This window comes from Rivularia sp. PCC 7116 (assembly GCF_000316665.1).
Lineage (GTDB): Bacteria > Cyanobacteriota > Cyanobacteriia > Cyanobacteriales > Nostocaceae > Rivularia.
The window spans coordinates 5,390,080-5,414,607 of sequence record NC_019678.1; the positions used below are offsets into that span (position 1 = coordinate 5,390,080).

Here is a 24,528-nt window from a genome sequence, read left to right on the forward strand (position 1 = left end):
CAGCGAACTAAACTTTTATTGCTTTACAAAAATTAATACAATCAATAATTACTTGTATAACACATTCGATAATCTTGCTTTTATATACATATTTATTACAAAAATTTACTTAGTTATAATTAACTTTATTAAACATAGATTACAACTAATAAATTTTATAATTATTCATTAAGAAAGTAGGGCAAAATAAGAAGTAGCATAAATTATATAGAACCATTCATTCTAACTTTAGTTAATGCAGGTTCAAGTCTACGCAACCGTATGCTTGTTCTTTGTTATTTGCCGATTCATAATGGCAAAAACAGAGTAAATTAGAGCAAGGCGGCGAAAACCTAAGCTAAGCGATAAGCAAAAATGTCCCTATGATGCAGAATATTTTGCTAGCTGTCTCAGGATTGGGACATGCGGAAGAAATGCTGAAACTGATGGAAGCAATACCATCAATTCAACGGGCAAAAGTTACTGTTTTGCACGTTGTACCTCCTCAAACTACCGCCGAAACAATGACAGCGAAGTGGGAAGAAGGCGGTAGAATTTTAGCAAGCGCTATTCAGAAGTTGCAGCTAAACCCCAATCAAGTTAATTCCGTGTTACGCCAAGGTGAACCCAAAGATGTTGTTTGCCAAGTGGCAGATGAAATCGATGCCGATTTGATTATCATGGGTTCGAGAGGACTTAAGCGTCTGGAATCAATTTTGGCTAATTCGGTTAGTCAGTATGTCTTTCAGCTGTCTTCTCGTCCTATGTTACTGGTGAAGGATGACATTTATGTCAAAGCAGTGAACCGGGTGATGGTGGCGGTTGACAAATCTGATGCGTCACAGTACTGCTTGGACTTGGCTTTATTCTTGCTAAAGGATATCAAAGGCGGCGAATTGATTTTAACTCACGTTATGACCGATTTAAAGAGTCCTTCGGCAGAAACCGCACAGCTTAATGCTGACAAACATCCTATTTTAGAAGCAGCAACTAAGAAAGCCCAAATGCAAGGTGTTAAATGTCGCAGTACACTCAGCATTGGCAAACCGGGTGAAAAAATTTGTAATCTGGCAGAAGAGATGAACGTAGACTTATTGTTAGTCGGTTCTCCAGATCGTCGTCCTTCAATAGCTAAAAGCTTTGTTGATTTAGATAAACTTTTAGGTACTTCTCTGTCAGATTATGTCAGAATTAATGCTACTTGCCCAGTTCTATTAGCGCGCACTTCCGCAGCTTAAAAGCTATTTTACATTCAAATATAGATTTCGCGGTTGATAGATAAAACCCCTACACTCTATACATAGTGCCGGGGTTTTTCCTTTTGAAAAGTCAAGTATTAATTAAGTATCTTTTCTTCCGCCTTCACGGCTAACAGTTAGAGTGTAAAGTAATACTAAAAAGATTGCGGGAACTAATACGAACAAAATGCTCGCTATGAATCCCAAGTCATTAGTTTGCATAATTCAGAAAGCCTCTCTTTTATTTGCAGCAGATAACTTTAGGATACCATTACTGATGCTTAAGTGATGGATATTAGGAAAGTAGGAATAAAGGCTATGAATGAAGGAAGGGAGAAGATAGTAGTAAGTGGGGTATAAGCCCTTAATACCGCGCTGCTCTCCATTCCATTGCTGTAAAGAAATGTGATTGTTAACTATTAAGGTTTGGTTGCAACACTTACAGCACCATTAACCAAAGTTTGGCAAGCAAGACGATAATTTTCTGGCTTTTTTTTCAAAATTTTCTTTTCTGCATCCGTGCGAGGTGAGAGATTTTCCATCCCTTCTGTTATCTCTACAATACAGGTGCCACACTGCCCTGCACCTCCGCAATTCATCATTTTTCCCCATACTTTATAAATATCAATATTGTTTTGTATGGCTTTTAATCGCAAATTTGCACCATCGGCGGCTATAACTTCTTTATTCTCTTTTACAAAATTAATGTTGCCCATAGAAAATGCCCCGTTAAAATTATTCTGACAATTAAAACTATATATGTACTCTAATTTATTACAAAAAGTTAAGTAATATCAACTTTGATGAAGAAAGGTAGGTAAAAAAATAAGACAGACTTGCGGAGCCTGTCTTGAGAATATTGGCAGGTTAATTTATTTAAAACCTACAGCAGCTTGCCAAACAAAAGCTAGTAACAAGAAGAAAACGGGAATAATTGGGAGAACATCCACTAAAGGGTCAAAAACTTGATAAGCTTCTGGTAATTTCGCTAATAATACTGCTACTTCCATGTTTGTTTAAATCCAAGTATCCAACATAATTTTCATATTTGAGCAATATTTTAACACGATTGGGGTATGGGAAGTAGATTGCCACAAATAAGTAATAAGGAATAGAGAATAGATAATTTAACTTGTAATTTTTCCTAGGAAAGCGATTTAATATTCAGCTTTTAGGCTCTCGGAAGAATTTCAATTATGAATTCGGTTTGTTTGCTTATCGAAATCGCTTCACCACTGCCGACTTACTTAAATTAAAAGTAAGGCGATTTTGTAACATCATCAACTACATGATATTTCGGGAGTACAGCAAGCACTTAGAAACTTGAAAATGTTCTTAAGAAAAACACTCTCGTTGGAGAAAACGTTTAAACAAGGTAGCGGGTTTTCGTAGTGTATTTGCATCTGGTGCTTTATTCGGCGATCGGGAGGCAGAGGTGCGCTTTGTAGAAGCTGTTAGTTTTATACCCTAACGGAGAACGAGTAATTGAACTAGCTGCTCTTGATGATATTTTTTTACAACAAAATAAGTTGCTGGGTGCAGCGGAGGAGATATCTAATGATACTGCTTTTGTGGGAGTTAGTATCACAAAGAGAATGGGAACTATAAGTCCAGAAAATAAAAAAATAATCACATGAAAGATATTGTATTTATACCTGGATTTATTAGCGCTTTAGTCACTTTGGGAATTATTTTACCAGCACCCGCTCAAGTAACATCTGATGGGACTACTAATACAACTGTCAATTCTACTAATAATTTCAATATTCTTAACGGTATTCAAAAAGGTAATAATTTATTTCATAGTTTCGGTGAATTCTCTATTCCCAAAGGTGGTTCGGCAACTTTTAATAATTCTGCCGATGTGGTGAATATTATTAACCGAGTAACAGGTGGCAATATATCTAATATTGATGGATTAATAAAAGCCAACGGTAATGCCAATTTATTTTTAATTAATCCTGCAGGAATTGTATTTGGTGAAAATGCACGATTGGATATTGGTGGTTCGTTTTTAGGAACTACCGCAGAAAGTATCTTGTTTGAAGATGGGTTTGAGTTTAGCGCCATAAATCCTCAAAATGAGCCGTTGTTAACCGTTAGTGTTCCTGTTGGTTTGCAGATGGGACGAAATTCAGCAGACATAACAGTTAACAACACCGGACATCAGCTTGCTGTTGGTGCCGGGACACAAATTATTAATCAAGACACTAGTATTGTGGGGTTGCAAGTCCCTTCCAACCAGACTTTTGCATTAGTAGGAGGTAACTTAAAGTTTGACGGAGGTGTAATAACATCCCCCAGCGGTCAAATGGAGTTAGGTGCTGTTGGGAATCAAGACTCTCTATCTCAAATTGGATTGCAGATGATTAATAATCGCCCTTCCCTAACATACGATGCAGTGCAACTAAAAGGAAATATTCAACTTTTGCAAAAGTCCTTAGTAAATGTTAGCGGTACGGGACAGGGAACAGTCCAAATCCAAGGAGAGAATTTGACTTTAGATAATGGTTCTATAGTATGGCTAGAAAATCGAGGTAATCAAGCAGCAGGTTCTATCAACGTTAACATCGCAAATTCTATTGACTTGATTGGAAATGCTCCCAATACAACACTTAGAAGTGGGATTTATTCCGATGTCAGCAGTACGGGTAAAGGTGGTGATATTAATGTTAATACTACCGAAATGAAGTTTATGGAAGGAGGAAGCTTACAAGCTCGTACTTTTTCTTTTGGTGATTCAGGAAATGTTAATGTTAATGCTTCCACTATAAAATTTATGGATAGTAATCCCGACCGTATCATTGGTTCTCTTGGGACTAGAACTTCTATCGGAAATGGAAATAGTGGTGACCTTACTATTAATACTAAAGTCCTTTCTGTAGATGGTGGTGGTGCAATTTCAACTATTAATTTCGGAGCAAATGGAAACACCGGTAATCTTTTGATTAATGCTAGCGAATTAGTTGAATTAAGCGTTTTTGCATCTAATAATAATGATGCAACTATTACAACTAGTGTAGTTTCTTCGATGGGAAATGCAGGCAATATTGAGATTAATACTCCTCGTTTATCTATCTTCGGAGGAGCATTTATTGCTTCATCAACTTTTGGTGCTGGAAATAGTAGCGAAATTACAGTTAATGCATCGAATAGTGTTTTGTTAAGCGGTAGTCGTTTTAGAAGTGGTCGTACTGAACCTAGCACTATCAATACTAGAGGTACATTATTACCACCATTCCTACGTCAAAGGTTTGGAATACCCGATAAAGTTACAGGAAATGCAGGTAGTATTAATATTAATACACCCAAATTGTCAATTACTGATGGAGCCGAGCTTACGGTTAGTCACCAAAGCGTAGGCAATGCAGGTACATTAAAAGTTAATGCGGATTTTATATCTCTAGATACAGGTGGACGTTTATCTGCTTCCACAGAATCTGGAGAAGGTGGAAACATCGATATTAGTGCAGCAGAGTTTTTAAGCCTACGTCGTGGAGCTTTAATTAATACAGAATCTAAAGGTGTAGGAAATGGTGGTAATATCACCATTTATTCTCCTGTAATTGCCGGTTTTGAAAACAGTGATATTATCGCCAATGCAGTTGAAGGTATGGGTGGTAATATTAACATTACAACTCAAGGTATTTTCGGTTTAGAATTCCGCGACGAACTAACTGAAGAAAGTGATATTACTGCGAGTTCTCAATTCGGTGTCAATGGTACAGTACAAATTAATAATATTAGTATCGATCCTAGTTCTGGTTTAGTAGAATTACCCGTAGCTCTATCTGATTCATCCCAACAAATTGCGGCTGGATGTGCAAGTAATATCGGCAGTACTTTTATCGCTACTGGAAAAGGTGGAATACCGCAAAATCCAAATGAATATGTGAATAACAATCTAAATTGGTTTGATATTCGAGATTTGTCGGCATTTCGTAAACCAAATAAGAATACCGTTGAAAATACACAAATATCAAATGAACGAGCCGTTCTAGAGGCTACTGGTTTTATACGTAATACGGAAGGAGAAATTGAACTTGTTGCTCTTAAGAATACATCTTTTACAACAAAACAAGCTGCTGAGTGCAGCGCAGCTAACACTTAATAGCATAGGTTACTTAGCACTTTGCGAACGCCATAATTAAGAAGAGTCGGCAAACTTAATTGTTTCTAATTTGGCTTAGATTTAGTTGCATTTTTATCCGATTTTTAGGGATAGAGATAATACTAAAGCAACATTTTTAGCTAACAGTAAATAAAAACAATAATTAAAATATTACTGTCACAAAGAAGTTAGATAGTTGCTCTATGAAATATGGTTCTAATTCCCTAAAACTAAAGGTAATTCGTGTCTATGTAAATAAATAGTAACTGATAATTACTTTAACCAATGACCAAATTCTGTAGTAAAGGTATCGTTCAATATACTTGCCCGAATCTTCTGGGTAAACCTAATTAATTCGGTAATATTGTGAATACTTAATAATGTATAAGCTAGAATCTCTTGCGCGCGTATCAAATGCGATAGATAAGCGCGAGTAAAGTTTCGACAGGTGTAGCAAGGACAAGTTTCATCTAGAGGAGTAAAATCTTCACGAAACTTAGCATTTTTTATATTCCAACGCTCCCCTTTCACCATCGCAGTACCGTGTCTTGCCCAGCGAGTGGGAATCACGCAATCAAATAAATCCACACCCGAGGCGATCGCCATTACCATTTCTTGATGGGTACCCACTCCCATCAAATAACGGGGCTTGTGAGCGGGTAATAAAGGTGCTGTTTTTTGAACAATTTCGTGAATTAATTCTGGCTCTTCCCCAACGCTGACACCGCCAATAGCGTATCCCGGTAAATCCAATTGAGTTAAAGCATTTGCCGCACTCGAACGTAAATCGGCGTAAATGCCACCCTGTACGATTCCAAACAATGCTTGTTCGTTACGATTATGCGCTTCTATGCATCTCAACAACCAACGATAGGTACGCTCAGTTGCGGCTTCTACTTCCGTGCGATTGGCTGTAGCAGGGGGGCATTCATCGAATGCCATGATCACATCTGCACCCAATGTATTTTGAATTTCTATTGATTTTTCTGGTGTTAAATTAATGATTTGCCCATCATGAGGCGAGCGGAAGCTTACTCCTTCTTCAGTAATAGAGCGCATTTCACTCAAACTGAAAACTTGAAAGCCACCAGAATCAGTGAGCATGGGTTTATCCCAACCCATAAACTTATGCAGTCCACCTCCTCCGGCTACAATCGCCTCGCCCGGTTGTAGATGGAGATGATAAGTATTTGACAATACCATCTGCGCCCCAGTTTCCTGCAATTGGGCTGGAGTTATGGTCTTTACATTTGCCAGGGTTCCCACCGGCATAAAACGCGGTGTTTCTACCACACCATGAGGCGTAGAGAATATTCCAGCACGCGCTGAAGTATTGCTACATTTAGCAAGACATTGGAATGAAAAATTTACGCTCAAAATAGAGAATACCGAAACAGTTCTTTTACTGATTTAACTTATTAAACCAAATTTAGAACAAATCGGAACTATCATCATCAATTTCAGCATCCCATTTAGCCGATAATACTTGGTCCATCATGGCTTCGATAGCGTTCGTATTCCAGCAACGTTCTTGCCGCTCCTGCATTGGAGTCGAAAGGGGAATTAAGCGCAAACGCATGTCTTCCTGAACTAAATCAAAGCAAGCTTCCTGCTCAGATGATTGCTGAAGTTCTAAATAGTCAAAACTGTAGACGTTTAAATAAAGAGCATTGTTTGCGACTAATGTAGAGCGTCGGGGATTTGCGAAAACTTCCATTACATCCCCTTCACCCTCCCCACAAACCTCACCATCTTGGGTGTAAGCATAGCGGACACGACCTAAATCCGCCAGTAATCGTCGTATATCAAGTTTATTTACGATGACACCTGTATTGACGATGCATGGAGCTGGTATTTTGGCAGAAGGTAGATGGTGATTCATAATCAAATAGCTTTTTGAGCAAAGGTGAAGTACAACGTTATAGCCTGCATAACTAATGAATCAGCGGTAATCTGTGCCCTGCAATATATAAATATCAGATTTTGGAGGCAATTGTTTAAACTCGCTGATATTAATTATTAGCTTTTTTTTTCAAAGTACAAAAAACACTACCACCGATTGAAATGCATTTTTTTATGCTTCATGAAAATGTTACAATTTTTACTTATTTATTTTTTGCTACTTAGATAAGCATAACAAATTTTTTGGCTCAGTTTCTCATACAAGTAAATCTTATTTCAAGTTTTAAAATTTGATACTGTTATTTGTGCGGTAATCATGGGTGCCATTGTTTTATATCTACTTAGGTAATTATTTTGACAAGTATGAATGCTCAATACCTGTGGTGGAAAAATCAATTTTTAAATATGGTTGCAAGTATTATATTTTATACGTCTATACCGGTACCTTATTTAGAAAGATTGGAGTTTGCTAATGTATCCCGTTATGCAACTTTGATTGGAATCATAATCGGAGGAATCTTAGGATTATTTGATATTGTAGCCAATTTTTTGGGAATGTCAGTACTTACTCGCAGTGCATTGACGATCGCGATTTGGATTGCGATTACAGGAGGGCTACATTTAGATGGAGCAATGGATACCGCCGACGGGTTAGCGGTAATGGATAAAGAACGGCGACTGGAAGTAATGAGCGATAGCGCAACAGGAGCCTTTGGAGCAATGGCTGCCATTGTAATAGTCCTGCTTAAAACCTTAGCTTTAACAGAAATACAACAAAATCGTTGGTTAATATTAATGGCTGCTTGCGCCTGGGGACGTTGGGGTCAGATGTTGGCTATACAAAGATATGATTATCTAAAACCAACTGGTAAGGGCGCATTTCACAAGCAAGCCATTCGCTCCTATGCTGACGTTTTACCTTCAGCTTTGCTGCTAATAAGTTTAAGTTGTGTAAAGCTTGTATTTAGCCAATTTAATCAAAATAACCTATTGATAGCAATAAGCATGACAATTGTAGGAATTACAATTGCTTTCCTAACAGGTACTTGGTTTAACCATAAATTAGGTGGTCATACGGGCGATACTTATGGCGCAGTCGTAGAATGGACTGAAGCGCTCTTTATCTGCGCTATGACAATGCTATGAGCAGTACCAGACAGTTAACAGTGAGCAGTGAACAGTTATCAATCAATAACTTTTCTAATTCTCAATTCCTAACTCCTAACTCCTAACTCCTAACTCCTAACTACTTAACCGGCTTCAATCGAGTTACTTTCAATTTAAAGCTGCCGATTCCAGTTTCCCCGAAGGAGCGAACGCGAACAATATAAGTTCCAGCTTTTGTTACGCGGGTGAAGAGTAAGGAATTACTGCTACCGTCGGGGCCATCATCATTTTCTGCAATTGTCGAACCGTCGGGAGCAAGCAGGGTGATAATACTATCAAAGCTATCTGAGGAGAGGTCAATAGCTAAGTTATCACCTTTGGCTAGCTTCACCATATAATCGCGAGCGAAGCCGCCTTGTCCCGTTGGGATATCTTTATCGGAGAGCGCGTCGGAAATTTCGTAAGTGGCGGGTAAAGGTATGGGATTATAAAATTTATTTGCTTGCTTATTTGTTTGAGCAAAAGCTGTTGTTGTACTTATACCAAGTACCAGCAATGTAGCAGGAACCAATCCAAATTGTCCTAAACCCAGAGCTTTAGACTTACTCATGATTGTATGTAGTTTTCCTGTAAAAAGAATCTTAATGTTGGTTAATTATAATTTTTATTAGGCAAACTTGCCTATGAATTATTTTTATAGTTTCCTTTTGAAGGAACAGCGACAGCTGCAACTCCTGAAACAATAATTTTATATTTGTTTAAAGTTTCTATAGCAGATTTTACGGTTGCACCCGTTGTGTAAATATCGTCAACTAAAATTACCGGAACATTTGGAAGTTGGCGAAAATCTTTTCCGATATCAAAGGCTTGATTTAAGTTTTGTTTTCGCTCCGTTGCTGATAGTCCAAATAGTGCTTCAGTTTCTTTTATCCTTTTTAATCCGTTTAGTTTTAATTTTAACCCAGTTGTCTGACAAAAGCTTTTCGCAATTAGTGCCGCTTGGTTGAAACCTCGTTTTTCTTGTTTATCCGGGTGCATCGGAATCGGAACTACTATGAAAGAATTTTCATTTCCGTATTCTTGCAGCCATGCTTCTCCCAACCATTCACCTAGGGGGCGAGCAATTTCTGGATGATTGTCATATTTCATTGTCGTTATTGCCCGTTTGATAGCTCCCCCATAGGCTCCCCAAGCAATTATTGGTAAAGAATTGTCTTTACGTTGATTCGGGCTGGTTAAACGACACTTTTGTAACTGTTTTTCGCAATATTCACAAAATTCTTGCGAAGCAGGGCGCTTACATAAAGGACAATTTGATTGTAAAAAAAGATTAAGAAAGCTTTTCCAAATTTGCATTTATATAGAGAAATTGGGGCATGGCGGATTGGGCATTGGGCATGGGAAGATAAGGAGAAGGTAATTGGTAATTATTAACTCCTAACTCATAACTCTTTAAAGTAAACGCGATCGCAGCGTTCTGTTTCTACACCTGTTGCAGCTTTGTAACCGTTGTTTTCATAAAGCTTGACGGCTTCACTCAAGACACTGGCGGTTTCAATCCAAATTTGTTTGAAACCACAACAGGTAATTGCTGCTTCCAACTGTTGTAACAGAAATTTCCCCAATCCATAACCTCTGGCTTTGGGCAATAAATACATTTTGCGTATCTCTACAGAATTTTCGCCGCGCTTGATGGGATAGTAAGCCCCCGTGCCTACAATTTCACCAAGGTATTCTATTACCCAAAATTCTCCACCGTTATTTAAGTAAAAATCTTCAACTTCCAAGACATCTCGATCTGCACCATCCGCTTCCCAGCCCAAACTGTATTCCGATAATACACAACGAATTACCTCAGCAGCAGAATCGCGATCGCTTGGCTTCCATTGACGAATTAAAAAATCTCGAAAATAAAGACTTATCATTTCAGTGAGCAGTGAGCAGTGAACAGTGAACAGTGAACAGTTAAGAGTTAGAAGTTAGGAGTTTTGAGCGAATCGAAAGTAGTGTCTCATTCCCGTTTTCACAATCTTCCCAATGCGCCATGCCCTATCCCTAATGCCCAAACTGTTAACTATGAATCCTTGGCTCATAGTAAAGGGTTGCAAGTATTTCACTTTCTGCAATGGATAATTCATCCAACCTTTGCATGACAATTTCACGGTCATAGTAAGTATCTGCAAGCACCCAGTAAATACCATAATGCCGTGCTTCCGATGCCATTAAACCTTGGTAAAATTTGGCTAAGTCTGGCTCGGGACAATGTTGAGCTAATAATCCTAAGCGCTCGTGACTGCGAGCTTCTATTAAAGCACTAACAAGTAGAGAATCTAAAAATCGATTGGGTTCGGTGGGACGTATTTGAGCTTTTAGTTTTGCACCATAAGGGGGAGGCGTAACTGGGCGTAAAGCAATACCTCGTTTGTCTAACCACTGATTCACTTGCTCGAAATGTTCTAATTCTTCTTTGGCAATTTTAGTTAATTCCTTGACCATTTTGGCATTTGAAGGGTAGCGAAACATAAAGGCTATTGCTGCTGATGCTGCTTTACGCTCGCATTGAGAATGATCGAGTAATATTTCGTCTAAGTTCGATATTGCTAAATCTACCCAAGCTGGTAAGGTAGGTTGCTTGAGGATATTGATTGTTGGTAGCACGTTCGTTAGCACGCTAATAATTGGAAAAATTATAAAGTAATATACAGCTTTCTATTTTATAGGGATTTCGCAACAAAGATAATTATTGAGGTTTTAGTCAAAGCTGAAATTTTCGTCTTTATTTGTTCGCTGCAAAGAAATCAAGTTCGAGTATTTTGCGATCCAAGATGAGATTTCATCTATTTAATGTTTGCTAAATTACATTTACATTATAAATTTTCTATATTAATTAAGCCTATGTACCTCTTATTACTTACATTTACGAAATTATTCGTAATTATTTAGTTTATTACAGATAGTTAAATAGAACTAAATAGTCGCAAAATCAAGCTTATGTGGCAATATTTGAGCCTTTGATGCTGGAGAAGTTATTTCTAGAAAAAAGATTGTTTTGTGACTCAAATTATTCATACGAAAGATTTATAGGAAATATTTAGTAAGGATTAGTTGATTCAGAAATGCGCTTTGATTTGGAGTTTAGACGACCAAATTTTCTATTTGCCCAGAATTCAATGTTTAAGGGGGAATGATGAATTACACTTTTGTTCGTCGCATGACTTCAGCTATTATTGCCCCATTATTTTCTTTAAGCTTTGGAATTGGTCATATTAAACCGGTTAATGCTGAAAATATCAAAACGTTAACTTTTTGTCAGCAACACAAATCTTTATTCCATCTAAATGAAGGAGCGGAAAGAAAGGTAAGAATTGCCGTATTTGATATTGATATTATTAGTCCCACTAGCATATCAAACCAATTTGCTGAAGAAAAACATGTATTTAAAGGAGTTGGCAAGATACTAGCAAACGAGCTAGCTAAAGAAAATAATTTTAGAATAGTTAATTGGAGTCAAATAAGTCCTAAAAGTTCTCCACCTCAAAGGGGTGGAAATTTCCCCACATCTCAAAAGCCTATAAAAGTAGAGGAATTACGAAATCTACGTCAAAAATATGGAGTTGAAGCAGTACTAATTGGTACTATCAATTACTTTCAGGTTAATGGAGAACGAGGACAAAGTTTTTTAGGATTTGGAAATACTAAAAATGATAATGAAGTTCGAGTAAATTTAAATTTTTCGGTAGTCGATACTAATACAGGTGACGTTGTAATACCAACTGAAGGTAAAGGTCGTGGTAGTAAGACATATACTAATATTACTGTACCCAGTATTAATGTCAGCATCCTTAATAAAATTGATAGAGATTTAGACATAAATAGTAATCTCTGGAATTCTAAAACAAGAGGCTCTACCATCGAATTCACCCTGAATAGTAATGATGAGCCACAAACTATTGTCTCTTCTAGCAATAATAATATTATTCAAAAACTACTAGCTCTAGCAGTTGAAGATTCAATTAAACAAATCTCTAACCAATTAAATACTCGTTCTGGTGAATTAGCTTGTTTAGTAAGAAAGCCTACTTTAATTGCTGATGTTGATAAATATAACAGAAATCAGGTTATTTTAAACAAAGGTACTTTGCACGGTTACTGTCAGGGTATGACTTTTTCTATCGAACGTTCTCCTCAACCAGTAAAAGATCCAGCCACCGGACGTATACTTCGTTTTAAAACTGAAAAAGTTGGTGAAATTACGCTTTCTGAGGTTGATGCACAGTCTAGTGTCGGAAGTGGTTATTCCGAATTTGGTAAATTTTTTAGGGTAAAAGATATAGCCAAGTTAACTAATCGTAATTGTTCCGATTCGTCGAATAAGAATGATTCGGCTTCTTCAGTTAAAAAGGTATTACCTTCTACTAAATCTGTTGAATTTAATAATGTTGATTCTAATATTAACAATGTCAAGAGTGAATAATATATACTTGCTTAAATATTCAGAATTAATCAGTTTATTATAGATAATTATTTTGCACTTTATCACTAAGTTGCTTTAATAAACTCTGCTGATTCGTTAAAAATTAAGTCCAAAAGCGATACCAAATTTAGAGACGTAGCAGTGCTACGTCTCTACATCAAATCAGGTTACAAAATTAAATTCAGATCGCCAAATTCATGCCACAGATAACCGCGTTGTACTGCATCTTCGTAAGCAACCTGAATTTGCTCTGCACTTAGAAATGCCGTCAATAAGTCTAAGTGGCTGGCTTCTGGTTCGTGCATTCCCGTCAGCAATCCATCTACTATCTTTAATTGATGTTCTGCTGATATATGCAACCTGGTATAACTATGTTGCGGTTTAATTAAACCTTCAATATCTACGGCTGATTCTAAGGCTCTGACTACGGTAGTTCCGACAGCTATTATTCTTCCTCCTTCTTGACGAACTCGATTAATTTTCTTCGCTGCTGTTTCGCTAATAAAATACTCTTCTTCGGAAGCTGGATGGAGAGCGTCTAGTTCGTCATCCATATAGGAAGATAATCCTGTATGTAAAACGATTTGTGCTGTCTCGATACCTTTCCTTTTCAAGTCGAATAATAGCTTCCAAGTAAAAGCCCTTCCCGCTGATGGCATTTCTGCCGAACCCGGTTCCTTAGCGTAAACGGTTTGATAGTAGTCTAAATCCCAAGGTTTAGATACATATTCATAACGAATCGGATTCCCCAAACGATAAATAGAATCCATTAATTGAGTACCCGCTAAGGAAAAACTAATTTTCCACAAACGAGGAATATGAATATCTTGATTTTCTACCTTTGCAGTTAAACCTTCTCCAAAATCTAAATTCATCCCTTCTTGCAAACCGCAAGCAAAAGGATTACCCTGCTGACACATCAGTAAAGCCAGCCAGGAATCATCGGGAAGATGCTGCGCTAAGCGGATTTCAAGATATTTATCAAGAGTGCAATCGCAACCTTGAAGAGAAGCTGGAAGGGTACGACTAGTATTGAAGATTAATAAATCACCAGGGCGCAGAAATTCACTGATGCCGTTAAAACGGGAGTGATCAACCTCGCCAGAATTACGATTGATAGTCATCAACCGCACTCCATCGCGGGCTATTCCCCTCCGCTCTGGTGGCTCTTTGGCGGAGAGTTCCGCCGGAAGTAAAAAAGTAAAGGGTGTTGACATAATATCTCAACTATTTTCAATGAATCGTGTATTTGATTACAGTTTTGATGGCATTATGCAATATAGAGACGGGGCGCAGTACTACGTTTTATAGTCGTTTCTAGAAAAATTAGCCAGTCAAAATTAATCCAATCGACTATTAATCTGTTTGATTAATTTTAATGAACCGCACCTACGGTGAATGTCTCGTCTTTTCGCAAAATTAAAGGAGGCTTGGTATATAACGTTTTCTAGATTAATTAACTACTGTTAATTCTCTTGTTTCTCGTCCCCAGTTTTCTTCTTGGGCTTGAAATCTCTGTCCGTTGATTTGACGCGACTCTTCAGAAGCTAGATATATAAATACTTCTGTCACTTCGGCGGGATTCGCCCACTGCTCGGGATTTTCTTCAGGCTCTGCTGCTCGGTGCATGGCAGTATTCATGTCTCCAGGATCTACCCAATTAACGCGAACTCCACTGTCTTCTAACTCTGCTGCCCACGTCTGCGACATCCCTTCAATTCCGAATTTGGAGATACCATAAGCACCCCAACCGGGATACCCTGTAACTCCTGCGTCGCTGGTAACGTTAATGATAGAACCACCGTTTTCAATCATTGCTGGCAATGCTTTCTTAATTAACAAAAATGGTGCAATTAAGTTGGTGTTAATAACGTTACGAAAATCTTCTAAAGGATAGTCAAGCAGGTATGGCATTGGCGAAAGTCCAATTGTTGATGCATTGTTGACTAATACGTCTAACTTGCCGTTGAATTCGCTCAATGTTGTAGCTACTGCACGTTCGATATCTTCCTGTTTGGTTAAGTCGGCACCGATAGCCAAAATTTTAGTTTCAGGTGCGGTTTCATTAATTTTTTTACTCAATTCTTTTAGCGCTTCTGCATCACGCGCTAGAATTGCAATTCCCGCACTTCCTTGACGCGCAAAATCAATTGTCAATTGCCTTCCTAAACCCTGGGAAGCACCCGTAATTAAGATATATTTTCCTTGCAATCTGTTTGTTTTTTTCATGATTAATTCCAAATTAGATAGTGGTTGATTGTTAGTTGTTAGTTGCACCAATAATTAAAAAACTTTTAATTTCTACATTTGTTTCGATTAAAGCTCTACTGTACGAACCAATCTTTTAGTTTTCACTGGTTCGTTTTCTCTGTTTACTGTAGGGAGACGTTATATATAACGTCTCTAGATTAATTAAATAACTACGCTAAATGCATTTTCAAAACACTTCTTGGCGCTTTACGCACTCTCGCTTTTATGGTTTCTTTACCCAAACGTTGACAAGCCTCGAAACGATGGCAACCGGAAAAACCGTAATACCGCCCATCTACTTCTAATAAGTCTACTGGCTCTTGCTGACCAATTTCCGCTATTGACTTCATTAAGGCTTTTACTTTCTCTGCGTCGTTTTGACGGGGAAGTGGTCTTACAATCTGATTTAACGGGATTTCTTCAACTTTCATAATCGTCTTGAGCTATGCTGCTTCTATCACCTGAACTTAATCATAGTCGTTATGACTTTAAGTTGCAACTCGACGATTTGTTAAAAAATTGCTAATGGTATCATTAGGCATTTTATACACTAATAGTATTAAGCTGCGTGTGTTTTTAAAGTAACTTCCAATAGCACGGGCGGGCACCCTTAATTTTGAATTTCTATGAAAATTTCCTTAGAACGTTTATCTTGTACCGTACTGACAACATCGTGTCTATTAGGACTTACAGGAGCATCGGTTCCTGCGACGAAGGTTTCTGACGTTGAACTAAAAATTGGGATTGTGCAGCGATTCGCGTCGAACCCCGATGATGAGTTGATATTGGAACCCACCAAAGGTGATAAATTAAAATTAACTTTTACTGATGATAAAAGGCAGCAAACACTTGTAACTAACAAGCCTGTTAAGATACAGACTGCCATGCAGCCTTTAACGCAACCGGTTCTTGATGAGCGGTTGGTTTTAGGAACCTTTCGCACTTTTGAAACTGCTGAAGACAGTGCTGAAATGTGGCGTAAGAAAGGGATAGAAGTAGAAATTGCTCAACCCGAACGTTGGCAGGTATGGGCAAAAAGAGAAGTTTATAATACTCCGTTATTGCGACGCTTGCTATTGAAAAGCGTCAAAGAGTCTGGTCAAAAAACAGCATATGTCGATAGTAAAGTTTTACGCAGAGTACCCCAAGCAAGCTGGGTGGTGAACGGATATCGCTACAATCGAAATTACTTGAAAATAAGTAGCGATCAAAATTTAATTAAAGTAAACAATAAAAGTGGAGAATCCAATTCTAAGCGTCTTTATGCTGGAAGGCTGCAATTACAGCCAAATGCTTACGGTACCTATTCTTTGGTCAATAATGTACCATTAGAAACTTATTTACGGGGAGTAGTACCTTATGAAATTGGTGCCAAGGCTCCCAAAGCAGCGATGGAAGCGCAGACAGTTATTGCTCGTACCTATGCCTTGAGAAACTTACGTAGATTTGAGGTTGATAACTATCAGTTATGTGCCGATACTCACTGCCAAGTTTATTACGGACTCAAGGGAGCAACCGAAAAAACAGATAAGGCGATCGCTGCGACTAGGGGTATGGTTCTAACTTATAACAACGAGTTAGTAGATGCGCTCTATTCTTCGACTACTGGTGGCGTAACCGCTTCTTTTACCAGCGTTTGGAATGGGGAAAATCGTCCTTATCTAAAGCCAGTGGTAGATACATCGAAGGATGTTTGGAATTTGTCTCAACGAAGCTTGGCGGATGAAAAGAATTTTCGTTTGTTTATGAGTTTGAATAAAGGATTTAATGAAAGCGAGCAAAAATGGTTCCGTTGGAGTCGAGAAAGTAGTATCGAAAATATTACAAAGGGATTGCAGAAATTTTTAAAAGTTAAAAACAGTCCTTTTGCCAAATTTAAAACTGTCAAAGATATTCAAGTAGTGGAGCGTAGTAAAGGCGGGAGAATTCTGAAGCTAGCTGTAAAAACAGATATCGGTACTTTTCATTTATATAAAGATGAAGTCCGCAGCGCTTTCTTTGCGCCTAGAAGCACTTTATTTTACTTAAAAGCACTCAACAAAGGCAAACCCGGACTTTGGGGATATCAATTCGTTGGCGGTGGATTGGGGCATGGAGTTGGCTTGAGTCAAATTGGCGCTATGAATCTAGCCAATCTAGGTTGGAAAAATGTAGATATTCTTAAATTTTACTATCCTGGTACTCAGGTTCAGATGCTCAGTAATGCGGTAAGGGTTGGGAAATAATTAATAGGTAATGGGGCATTGGTAAGAGTTAGGAGTGGGGAGTTAAAAATGATGATGAGGTGATGGAGCGATGGGAAAAGTTATTTTAAATTTCTCAATTACCAATTACCAATTACCAATACCCAATTACCTCTTTTTAATAAAAAGGCAGCTACTGAAAGGGGAACATTTTCCCGATACAGTGCTGCTTTCAAAGAAGTACTTAAGTATAAGGCTAACTCTTACATTTGTGTTACGAGTTGTCTTTATTTTTAGTAAAGTTCTTCTTCTTTGTGGGTTTCGATGGTACAGTCGGAAGTTGGATAAGCTACACAAGTCAATACATATCCACCTTCCATCTGGTCATCATCCAAGAAGGACTGGTCGGATTGGTCTACGGAACCTGCGGTAATCTTGCCTGCACAGGTGGAACAAGCACCAGCGCGGCAAGAATAAGGTAAGTCCAAACCAGCTTCTTCAGCTGCGTCTAAAATATAAGTATCGTCTTCACATTCGATGGTTTGGTTTAAACCTTCGGATTCGCTGACGAGTGTTACTTTGTATGTTGCCATTTTGTAAATCCTCTCTTTTTTGCAAACGGCAGTATAAGCTATCCTAAAGCAAACCATGCGGCTGCTCCTTAGGGAATAGCCGTTTTTTTAAATTTGCTTCAATTCTGATACTACGAGATAAATCGGACTTTGTTACTAGTTTTTCGTCCCGATTAGTAAAGAAATAAGGACAGTCCATATAGATAAGCTAAACTTATCTATAATCGCTAGTTTTTCCTCGACTATTTAAAAAAATTATATTAATGAAAAATTTTTGTTATTTTGTAAATCACTTATCGTGAGGATTATTTAAATTAATGGTATATATAGAAGATTTAGTTATTTTGCTTAAGAAGAAGGATAATTGTGTGATAGATCAATAAGCTGTTGTGTATTTTTAATGCACAACAGTAAGGAATAAGGGACAAGAGTTGTAGCTACTAATCAATGCCAAATAAATATATAACGGGACTTACGCAATTTTCACAAGACTCAGATGGTGCCGTACACTCATTGCCTGATTATTGCGTGCAGAATTAGTCAGTGTACAACCACCCCACAATAAAAATGTGTCAGTTGCGTAAATAGCTTAGTAATAATATATAATCCTGTAACGGTTTGACCTGTAGAGGATTTTGAAAGTGCGGGTAGGCTTGGTTGGTACTGGCTATGCAGCAAAATTAAGGGCGCAGACGCTCTTAAAAGATCGAAGAACTGATTTAATTGCGGTGGTAGGTAATAAATCTTCAAAAACAGAAGCTTTTGCTCGGGATTTTCAGTTAAGGGCATTAGAGTCTCCACAGCAATTGCTAGAAGAAGATATCGAATTGCTAATAGTTAGTAATGTTAATAGCGAACATGCTGCTGTAGTGCGTGCAGCCTTGGAAGCCAATAAACATGTTGTTGTGGAATATCCTATGAGCTTAGACTTAGTAGAAGCATCAGAATTGATAAATTTAGCAAAGTCTAAAAATAAACTACTGCATGTCGAGCATATCGAACTTTTGGGTGGCTTGCATCAAGCTTTAAAGCAGCATTTAGATAAAGTTAGCAAAGTTTTTTATGTGCGATACAGCACTATAAAGCCCGAAAATCCAGCACCCCGCAAGTGGACTTACAGTCATGATTTGTTTGGTTTCCCTCTGATGGCTGCGCTTTCAAGGTTGCATCGACTAACAAATTTATTCGGTGAAGTGATGAGTGTTAACTGCCACAATCGATTTTGGGCAACGGAAGTTGAATTTTACCAATCTTGTTTTTGCACTACTCAACTGAACTTTACTAGCGGGCTTTTAGCTGAAGTTGTATACGCTAAAGGTGAAACGATGTGGGAAGCAGAACGAAAATTTGAAGTACACGGTGAAAATGGGGCATTGATTTTCAATGGCTCTCAAGGTGTTTTTATTAATTCACAAGAAACAACGCCGATAGAAGTTGGTAGTCGTCGCGGTTTATTTGCTCAAGATACGGCTATGGTTTTAGATTATCTTTTCGATGGAACTCCTTTGTATGTAACTCCGGAGGAAAGTTTGTATGCTCTCAAAGTTGCTGATGCTGCCAGACAATCGGCTGCGACTGGAATTACTACTGCGCTTTAAGAAAAGTCAAAAGGGTAGGAGCTATTATCTATCCTCGCCATCTCCTGGTGGGAAAACTCAGCACTGTATCGGGATAATAGATTCCTAATACAGTGCTGCGTTTAAATCAGTACGAAGAGTACAAAGTCAACTCGTGAATTCTTGTTGCGAGCAGTCTTCGTTTTGATTACATATTCTCTTCTTGATGAGTTTCGATTTTGCAGTCAGAAGTTGGTATAGCTACGCAAGTCAATACCCATCCTTCTTCTATCTGGTCGTCATCTAAGAAAGATTGGTCATCTTGGTTAACGGTACCAGATACAAGCTTACCAGCACAGGTGGAGCAAGCACCAGCACGACAAGAGTAAGGCAAATCCAAACCTTGATCTTCAGCTACGTCTAACATGATCTCATCATCAGGACATTCGATAGTTTGTTCGCCATCAGGGGTAACGAGTGTCACTGTGTAAGTTGCCATTTTGTAATCCTCTCTTTTTGCAAACGGTTGTATAAGTTATGTATCAAGCAAAGTTCGCGGCGGCAAGATGCCGGAAATAGCCGTTTTGTTAAATTTGCTTCAATTGTGATATTACGAGAAAATATGACGTTTTACCAAATTTTTCTATCTATTAGCAATCAGATAAAAATTTTTCTGATAAATAAGTTGCATTTATGTATATTTTTGACTCATATCCATAAAATGCCTGGAGAGTCTTAACGAGTCTATTAAAGAATTTATACAGATTAAAAAATCAAGCAGGCAGATGAGTTGTGCTTAAAACAACATCGCCTACAATTTATTCTTTATCGCTTTTTTACCAAAATACGACACCTTAGATGTATTTATCACTATGCAAATACATTTGCGGTAAAGATAGCTTTGCGATTACTTTACACATATCGTTTGCTTGATTTATAAGTTCTTAATTATTAAGCATTTATCTTCATTGACGCTTCACTAAAATATTACATAATACTACTAAGTGATTTATTTTTCTTTTATGTTAGAAAAAAGACGTGTAATATTGAGGAATGCGCTATGAAATCATTAGTAAGAGTAGGAGCAATAGCAACATTAAATTTGCTGTGCTGTTCGAGTTTTGCACAAGCAGTAGATGTTACAAATAATATTGAATTGCAGTCGAATCTTTCTCAAAAAAAAATATTTAAAAATAGACTGGCTCAAAATGAAATACCTGCTAGCTTGAAGAATAGACTGCAATCAACAGCTACAAATACAAAGTTTGCAAGTTTTTTACCAAAAGATGCACCACTGGTAGCGATGGTTGATACGTCTTCAGAAACTTGGAGAAAAGCCGGAAAATTTCAATTGTTTCAATCAGTTTGGAATGGAATATCTTTTTTAATTCCACCACAAGTTAAACAAGGATATGCAACGGACATTGAACCTTGGTTAGGAGAACAAGTTGCTTTCGCATTTTTACCAAAAATGGGTTCTGCTCAAATCACTGTACAATCAAATTTTGTTACCTTGGTGCCCGTAAAAGATGAAGCTGGCTTAGAGAATTTTTTAGACAAACTCAAAGCTGGTGGAGGGTTAAATCAGCGGCAATATAAAGGAATTACTATCTTAGAAACTAAAACAGGTAATTCAGCAAACCCAAGTTTTCCTGAGAAAGATAACACAATACCTTCCGTTCCTAAGTCTCCGATAAATAAAGCTGTTAAAGTTAAACCAAATATTTTTCAAAAACCTACTTTAAAACCACAAAGAAGTTTAGCTATAGCTATTTTACCGAAACATATAGCAATTGGATATTCAAATAAAGCAATTGAAAGAGTAATTAATACTAGCAGACAGAAAGCTGCAACTTTAGCACAAAATTCTCAGTTTCAGAAAACAATTAGACAATCTCCAGCAGGAAAGCCGCTGTTTGCAATGTATCAAGATCCAATTGGTTATCTTAATTTTGCAAAAGAGATAATAAAAGACCCTAGTTTGGGTTTACCTAATTTTAATTTAGATGATATTCTTTCTTCCAGACAACTTAAACAATATAAAAGTATTGGTTCTTTCGTTACAGTTCAAAAGGAAGGAATTCGTTTTCAATTAAATACTTATCCTGCTCCTGAATTTCAAACCAATAAACTTGCTAACAATATTCAAACACAAACTATTTTATCTCGAATGCCAGCAGCAACATATTCTGCTGTTAACGGAAATAATCTGAATCAAAGATGGCAAGCTATAGCCAAATTATTAAGCTCTCAGAAAGAATTGAAAAATGGTTTAACAACTTTACGCGGGCTTATCCGTAGCAATACCGGGCTGGATTTGGATCGCGATATTATTAGCTGGATGGATGGGGAATTTGCATTTTTTATGTATCCTACCAAGGGCGGATTTTTTCAAGCGGTAGATCCTAACTTAAAAATGGGAATCGGTTTAGCCGTTCAAACAAGCAATCGCAGCGCAGCAGAAGCAACTTTAAATAAGTTAGAAAATTTGATTACATCTGTATCCAAAGGAGAAGCAGAAGTTGTTCAAAAGAACATCAAAAATCAAGCCGTAACTAGTTGGGAGTTTGAAGGAGATTCTGCTAAAAGTTTGCTTGCTTACAGTTGGGTAGATGACAATACATTGATTTTGACAACAGGATATGGAGCGATCGCAGATTTAGTACCACAGCCTTATGTAGCTCTAGATAAGACTTATAACTTTAATACAGCAACTAACTCTTTTCCCAGCCCAAATGCTGGTTACTTCTACATGAACATGGGTTCTTTGCTGTCTTGGATTTATAATTTTGTACCACAGGAATATAGCAATAATCTATATTTTAATATGTTTAAGCAAGCTATAGGTTCGGTTTATAGTGTTAGTGCGACAACTTCTTCTCATGTCGATCGCCAACAAGCTGATTTCTTAATTGTTTTAGCGCCTGTAAGGAAAAAGATTAAGTAGTTTTTTGTTTTTATTCGTAAGCTTCTGACCTATGAATAAGCTGATTCAACGAGCATTTCTAACACTTCTTGAGCATTTTTTATTGCTTCTTCATAAGTATCGCCGTGGGTACAAGGTTGAAATACATTTTCAAATTCAGGTAGTGAAACTACATAACATTGGTCTTCATCTGACCATTGGAAAATTATGGTATATTTCATATTTCTGTTTACTCGGCTTCCTCTTCTTCTAATTTTGTCAATACTTCAAGCGATTCATTAACTTGTTTTTCTAAATACGTTTTTGCATCATCGCCATCTTTACCTGCAATAATAATAAGTAGGTTGGCGTTGAAAATTGTAATTAGGGCAAGGCAGTCGGCAGTCGGCAGTGGGAATAAGGGTTTAAGCGTAGTTTACATTTTGTTATATAGTTCTGTTTTTCTCTGCCGACTTACTTAGCCTTAGATAATTTAGGATGCTTCCATTTCGTATGACTCCCCTTTGCCGGTTCATAAGAAAACCCTGCTTTACGTAACAAACTTTTCAATTCTCTAATTTTTTAGGCATATCATCGATTCACATCTTCCTCTGCTTAAAAAATTACTCCTAACTTCTAACTCATAACTAATTACTATTGGGAAATTTCCGTACCTGATATTCGGATGACTCTACTATCTCGTAAGTGAATTTCAAGTCTTTATCAAACTTTTCGGTAATAGCGTCTATCTCTTCTTGCAGAATCGATTTCCACTGTTGTCGCGTTTCCCAACGGATTACCATAACAAGCTCCTCGGGGTCATTTGGGTTGATCCACAGTTCTTTTCCTAAAAATCCTGGATAATCAACCAGGGCTGCTGTCCAAATTTCAGCGTCTCTTTGGATGTATTTTTCTCGGTCTTTGGGCGATATTCTAAACTTAAGTAACTCAATTACCACCTGCTTTCATTCCCCGTGCTACTTTGCCACAATAGAATTAGCATATTTGCTAAAGTTTAATTCTCAGCATAACTTTATTGTTACAAATAAGAGCCAACTGGGAAAATAAAGAAGGGAGAATTAGTAGGAGCGCGGTATGGAAAACAATAATTGGATGCAGCAATTGTTAATGCTCGGTATCGGTACAACTTCGGTAATGGCAGATAAGCTCAAGGAAGCAAGCGAGCAATTGGTTAAAGATGGCAAGCTCGATCCAGAACAAGCGAAAGCTGTTATGGATGACATGGTAGAAGAGCTAAAGTCCGAGCAGGGGAATTGGGACAAAAATATGCAGCGACAAATGAAAAATATATTACAAGATTTGGGAGTCGCACGTCAGTCAGAAGTAGATGAGTTGCGCGGTAGAATTGACCGTTTAGAGCGTCAAGTACGCGACTTAGAGAACAAGCTTTGGCGGTAATTTAAGGATGGGGGGAGATAAGGGGACAAGGAGAGAAGGGTGCAAAAAACATTTGTATATTTATTTTTAATTGCTTTTAACCTTTGACCTTTAACCTTTAACCTTAATAATTGTTCACTGGTTACTGTTCTGATTTACACTAAGTTTTGTTCTATTGGTAATCCTATTTTTGGAATATAAGACGATGGCAAGGATACCTCAATTGAAGGCAATTTTTAAGCGTATAGGTTTTTTGCTGCTTTGTGTTGTGTTTTTTGGGTGCGCTCAAATCAATACCGAAGCCCCACAGAGTAATGCTTCACAAAACACTATTCAAGAATCACCAGCGTCTACTACAGTAGCTGATAGTACCACTACAAAAGCGAGCGATAAGAAAATGTCTGACAATGTTGTAACTACTCCTTCGGGATTAAAGTATGAAGTTTTGCAGGAAGGAACTGGAGAAACTCCTCAAGCCGGACAAACTGTAACCGTTCACTATACGGGTACTTTAGAAGATGGAACTAAGTTCGATAGCTCTCGCGATCGCGGTCAACCTTTCCAATTTAAAATCGGTCAAGGACAAGTAATCAAGGGTTGGGATGAAGGACTTGGCATTATGAAAGTTGGCGGTCGTCGTAAATTAATCATCCCCCCTGAGTTAGGTTATGGCTCTCGCGGTGCGGGTGGTGTTATTCCTCCTAATGCAACTCTGATTTTTGATGTGGAATTATTGGGAGTTAATTAGTATTAGGAATTTGGCATTGGGAATAGATGATTAAAAGTTAGGAGTTATAAAATTACTTTTAATTTTGTAATTGTTGACTTTTTGTTTTAGTAATATAAAAAGCTC

General features: G+C 37.6%; 26 protein-coding genes. 9 read left to right on the forward strand and 17 right to left on the reverse strand.

What is annotated here, in order from left to right:
- Positions 1 to 362: 362 nt before the first annotated feature.
- Positions 363 to 1,217 (forward strand): universal stress protein, encoded by an 855-nt coding sequence (locus RIV7116_RS20805; RefSeq protein WP_015120287.1) that lies wholly within the window; start codon positions 363 to 365, stop codon positions 1,215 to 1,217.
- Positions 1,218 to 1,319: 102 nt separating this feature from the next.
- Here RIV7116_RS20805 and psbM read toward each other — a convergent pair whose 3' ends face one another.
- The 3 genes from psbM to RIV7116_RS20815 all read right to left on the reverse strand — a co-directional run bounded on the left by psbM (position 1,320) and on the right by RIV7116_RS20815 (position 2,227).
- Positions 1,320 to 1,439 (reverse strand): photosystem II reaction center protein PsbM, encoded by a 120-nt coding sequence (psbM, locus tag RIV7116_RS35065; protein ID WP_015120288.1) that lies wholly within the window; start codon positions 1,437 to 1,439, stop codon positions 1,320 to 1,322.
- Positions 1,440 to 1,636: 197 nt separating this feature from the next.
- Positions 1,637 to 1,933 (reverse strand): 2Fe-2S iron-sulfur cluster-binding protein, encoded by a 297-nt coding sequence (locus tag RIV7116_RS20810; protein WP_015120289.1) that lies wholly within the window; start codon positions 1,931 to 1,933, stop codon positions 1,637 to 1,639.
- A gap of 156 nt (positions 1,934 to 2,089) precedes the next feature.
- Positions 2,090 to 2,227, reverse strand: a complete 138-nt coding sequence (locus RIV7116_RS20815; protein WP_015120290.1) for a photosystem II reaction center protein K — start codon at positions 2,225 to 2,227, stop codon at positions 2,090 to 2,092.
- Between the two features lie 623 nt (positions 2,228 to 2,850).
- On the opposite strand from RIV7116_RS20815, the gene RIV7116_RS20820 reads away from it, so the two are divergent.
- Positions 2,851 to 5,328 (forward strand): filamentous hemagglutinin N-terminal domain-containing protein, encoded by a 2,478-nt coding sequence (locus tag RIV7116_RS20820; protein ID WP_015120291.1) that lies wholly within the window; start codon positions 2,851 to 2,853, stop codon positions 5,326 to 5,328.
- Positions 5,329 to 5,601: 273 nt separating this feature from the next.
- Here RIV7116_RS20820 and tgt read toward each other — a convergent pair whose 3' ends face one another.
- Both tgt and RIV7116_RS20830 read right to left on the reverse strand, forming a co-directional pair.
- On the reverse strand, positions 5,602 to 6,705 hold the full coding sequence (gene tgt / locus RIV7116_RS20825) for a tRNA guanosine(34) transglycosylase Tgt (RefSeq protein WP_015120292.1): 1,104 nt from the start codon (positions 6,703 to 6,705) through the stop codon (positions 5,602 to 5,604).
- A 52-nt stretch (positions 6,706 to 6,757) separates the two neighbouring features.
- The gene (locus tag RIV7116_RS20830) at positions 6,758 to 7,210 is read right to left on the reverse strand and encodes a hypothetical protein (protein WP_015120293.1); all 453 of its coding nucleotides are present in this window, start codon (positions 7,208 to 7,210) and stop codon (positions 6,758 to 6,760) included.
- Positions 7,211 to 7,593: 383 nt separating this feature from the next.
- On the opposite strand from RIV7116_RS20830, the gene cobS reads away from it, so the two are divergent.
- Positions 7,594 to 8,376: an adenosylcobinamide-GDP ribazoletransferase gene (gene cobS / locus RIV7116_RS20835; protein ID WP_015120294.1), complete on the forward strand. Its 783-nt coding sequence runs from the start codon at positions 7,594 to 7,596 to the stop codon at positions 8,374 to 8,376.
- A gap of 100 nt (positions 8,377 to 8,476) precedes the next feature.
- Here cobS and RIV7116_RS20840 read toward each other — a convergent pair whose 3' ends face one another.
- The 4 genes from RIV7116_RS20840 to RIV7116_RS20855 form a co-directional block, all read right to left on the reverse strand.
- On the reverse strand, positions 8,477 to 8,947 hold the full coding sequence (locus RIV7116_RS20840) for a PPC domain-containing protein (protein WP_015120295.1): 471 nt from the start codon (positions 8,945 to 8,947) through the stop codon (positions 8,477 to 8,479).
- A gap of 71 nt (positions 8,948 to 9,018) precedes the next feature.
- Positions 9,019 to 9,693, reverse strand: a complete 675-nt coding sequence (locus RIV7116_RS20845; RefSeq protein WP_015120296.1) for a ComF family protein — start codon at positions 9,691 to 9,693, stop codon at positions 9,019 to 9,021.
- Between the two features lie 86 nt (positions 9,694 to 9,779).
- Positions 9,780 to 10,262, reverse strand: coding sequence for a GNAT family N-acetyltransferase (locus tag RIV7116_RS20850; protein WP_015120297.1), 483 nt, complete (start codon positions 10,260 to 10,262; stop codon positions 9,780 to 9,782).
- Between the two features lie 145 nt (positions 10,263 to 10,407).
- Positions 10,408 to 11,007, reverse strand: coding sequence for a tRNA-(ms[2]io[6]A)-hydroxylase (locus tag RIV7116_RS20855; RefSeq protein WP_044291085.1), 600 nt, complete (start codon positions 11,005 to 11,007; stop codon positions 10,408 to 10,410).
- Positions 11,008 to 11,521: 514 nt separating this feature from the next.
- Between RIV7116_RS20855 and RIV7116_RS20860 the strand changes: the two genes are divergently transcribed.
- Positions 11,522 to 12,811: a CsgG/HfaB family protein gene (locus RIV7116_RS20860; protein ID WP_083894081.1), complete on the forward strand. Its 1,290-nt coding sequence runs from the start codon at positions 11,522 to 11,524 to the stop codon at positions 12,809 to 12,811.
- Between the two features lie 167 nt (positions 12,812 to 12,978).
- On the opposite strand, the gene RIV7116_RS20865 is transcribed toward RIV7116_RS20860, so the two are convergent.
- From RIV7116_RS20865 to RIV7116_RS20875, 3 genes are all read right to left on the reverse strand, one after another.
- The gene (locus tag RIV7116_RS20865) at positions 12,979 to 14,028 is read right to left on the reverse strand and encodes an S-adenosylmethionine:tRNA ribosyltransferase-isomerase (protein WP_015120300.1); all 1,050 of its coding nucleotides are present in this window, start codon (positions 14,026 to 14,028) and stop codon (positions 12,979 to 12,981) included.
- Positions 14,029 to 14,263: 235 nt separating this feature from the next.
- Positions 14,264 to 15,040 carry an SDR family NAD(P)-dependent oxidoreductase gene (locus tag RIV7116_RS20870; protein WP_015120301.1) on the reverse strand — a complete coding sequence of 259 codons (777 nt, stop codon included), beginning with the start codon at positions 15,038 to 15,040 and terminating at the stop codon, positions 14,264 to 14,266.
- Between the two features lie 191 nt (positions 15,041 to 15,231).
- The gene (locus RIV7116_RS20875) at positions 15,232 to 15,495 is read right to left on the reverse strand and encodes a ParB N-terminal domain-containing protein (protein ID WP_044291090.1); all 264 of its coding nucleotides are present in this window, start codon (positions 15,493 to 15,495) and stop codon (positions 15,232 to 15,234) included.
- 192 nt (positions 15,496 to 15,687) lie between these two features.
- Between RIV7116_RS20875 and RIV7116_RS20880 the strand changes: the two genes are divergently transcribed.
- Complete coding sequence (locus RIV7116_RS20880; protein ID WP_015120303.1) at positions 15,688 to 17,286, forward strand: SpoIID/LytB domain-containing protein; 1,599 nt, start codon at positions 15,688 to 15,690, stop codon at positions 17,284 to 17,286.
- A 251-nt stretch (positions 17,287 to 17,537) separates the two neighbouring features.
- On the opposite strand, the gene RIV7116_RS20885 is transcribed toward RIV7116_RS20880, so the two are convergent.
- Positions 17,538 to 17,837: a ferredoxin gene (locus RIV7116_RS20885; protein WP_044292121.1), complete on the reverse strand. Its 300-nt coding sequence runs from the start codon at positions 17,835 to 17,837 to the stop codon at positions 17,538 to 17,540.
- 620 nt (positions 17,838 to 18,457) lie between these two features.
- Here RIV7116_RS20885 and RIV7116_RS20890 point away from each other — a divergent pair.
- A complete protein-coding gene (locus RIV7116_RS20890; protein ID WP_015120305.1) occupies positions 18,458 to 19,414 on the forward strand; it encodes a Gfo/Idh/MocA family protein in 957 nt (318 codons plus the stop codon).
- 166 nt (positions 19,415 to 19,580) lie between these two features.
- Here the strand turns inward: RIV7116_RS20890 and RIV7116_RS20895 are convergent, their stop codons facing one another.
- Entirely contained in the window at positions 19,581 to 19,871 is a 291-nt protein-coding gene (locus RIV7116_RS20895; protein WP_015120306.1) for a ferredoxin, read from the reverse strand.
- A gap of 561 nt (positions 19,872 to 20,432) precedes the next feature.
- On the opposite strand from RIV7116_RS20895, the gene RIV7116_RS20900 reads away from it, so the two are divergent.
- Positions 20,433 to 22,319, forward strand: coding sequence for a DUF3352 domain-containing protein (locus tag RIV7116_RS20900; protein ID WP_015120307.1), 1,887 nt, complete (start codon positions 20,433 to 20,435; stop codon positions 22,317 to 22,319).
- A gap of 29 nt (positions 22,320 to 22,348) precedes the next feature.
- On the opposite strand, the gene RIV7116_RS35070 is transcribed toward RIV7116_RS20900, so the two are convergent.
- The 3 genes from RIV7116_RS35070 to RIV7116_RS20905 form a co-directional block, all read right to left on the reverse strand.
- Entirely contained in the window at positions 22,349 to 22,519 is a 171-nt protein-coding gene (locus RIV7116_RS35070) for a type II toxin-antitoxin system HicB family antitoxin (protein ID WP_015120308.1), read from the reverse strand.
- A 232-nt stretch (positions 22,520 to 22,751) separates the two neighbouring features.
- Entirely contained in the window at positions 22,752 to 22,847 is a 96-nt protein-coding gene (locus RIV7116_RS35075; RefSeq protein ID WP_371261559.1) for a type II toxin-antitoxin system HicA family toxin, read from the reverse strand.
- Between the two features lie 77 nt (positions 22,848 to 22,924).
- Positions 22,925 to 23,236 (reverse strand): TIGR03792 family protein, encoded by a 312-nt coding sequence (locus RIV7116_RS20905; RefSeq protein WP_015120309.1) that lies wholly within the window; start codon positions 23,234 to 23,236, stop codon positions 22,925 to 22,927.
- A 136-nt stretch (positions 23,237 to 23,372) separates the two neighbouring features.
- On the opposite strand from RIV7116_RS20905, the gene RIV7116_RS20910 reads away from it, so the two are divergent.
- Together RIV7116_RS20910 and RIV7116_RS20915 are read left to right on the forward strand one after the other, a co-directional pair.
- Positions 23,373 to 23,696: a phasin family protein gene (locus RIV7116_RS20910; protein ID WP_015120310.1), complete on the forward strand. Its 324-nt coding sequence runs from the start codon at positions 23,373 to 23,375 to the stop codon at positions 23,694 to 23,696.
- Positions 23,697 to 23,880: 184 nt separating this feature from the next.
- Positions 23,881 to 24,423, forward strand: coding sequence for an FKBP-type peptidyl-prolyl cis-trans isomerase (locus RIV7116_RS20915; protein ID WP_015120311.1), 543 nt, complete (start codon positions 23,881 to 23,883; stop codon positions 24,421 to 24,423).
- Positions 24,424 to 24,528 lie beyond the last annotated feature (105 nt).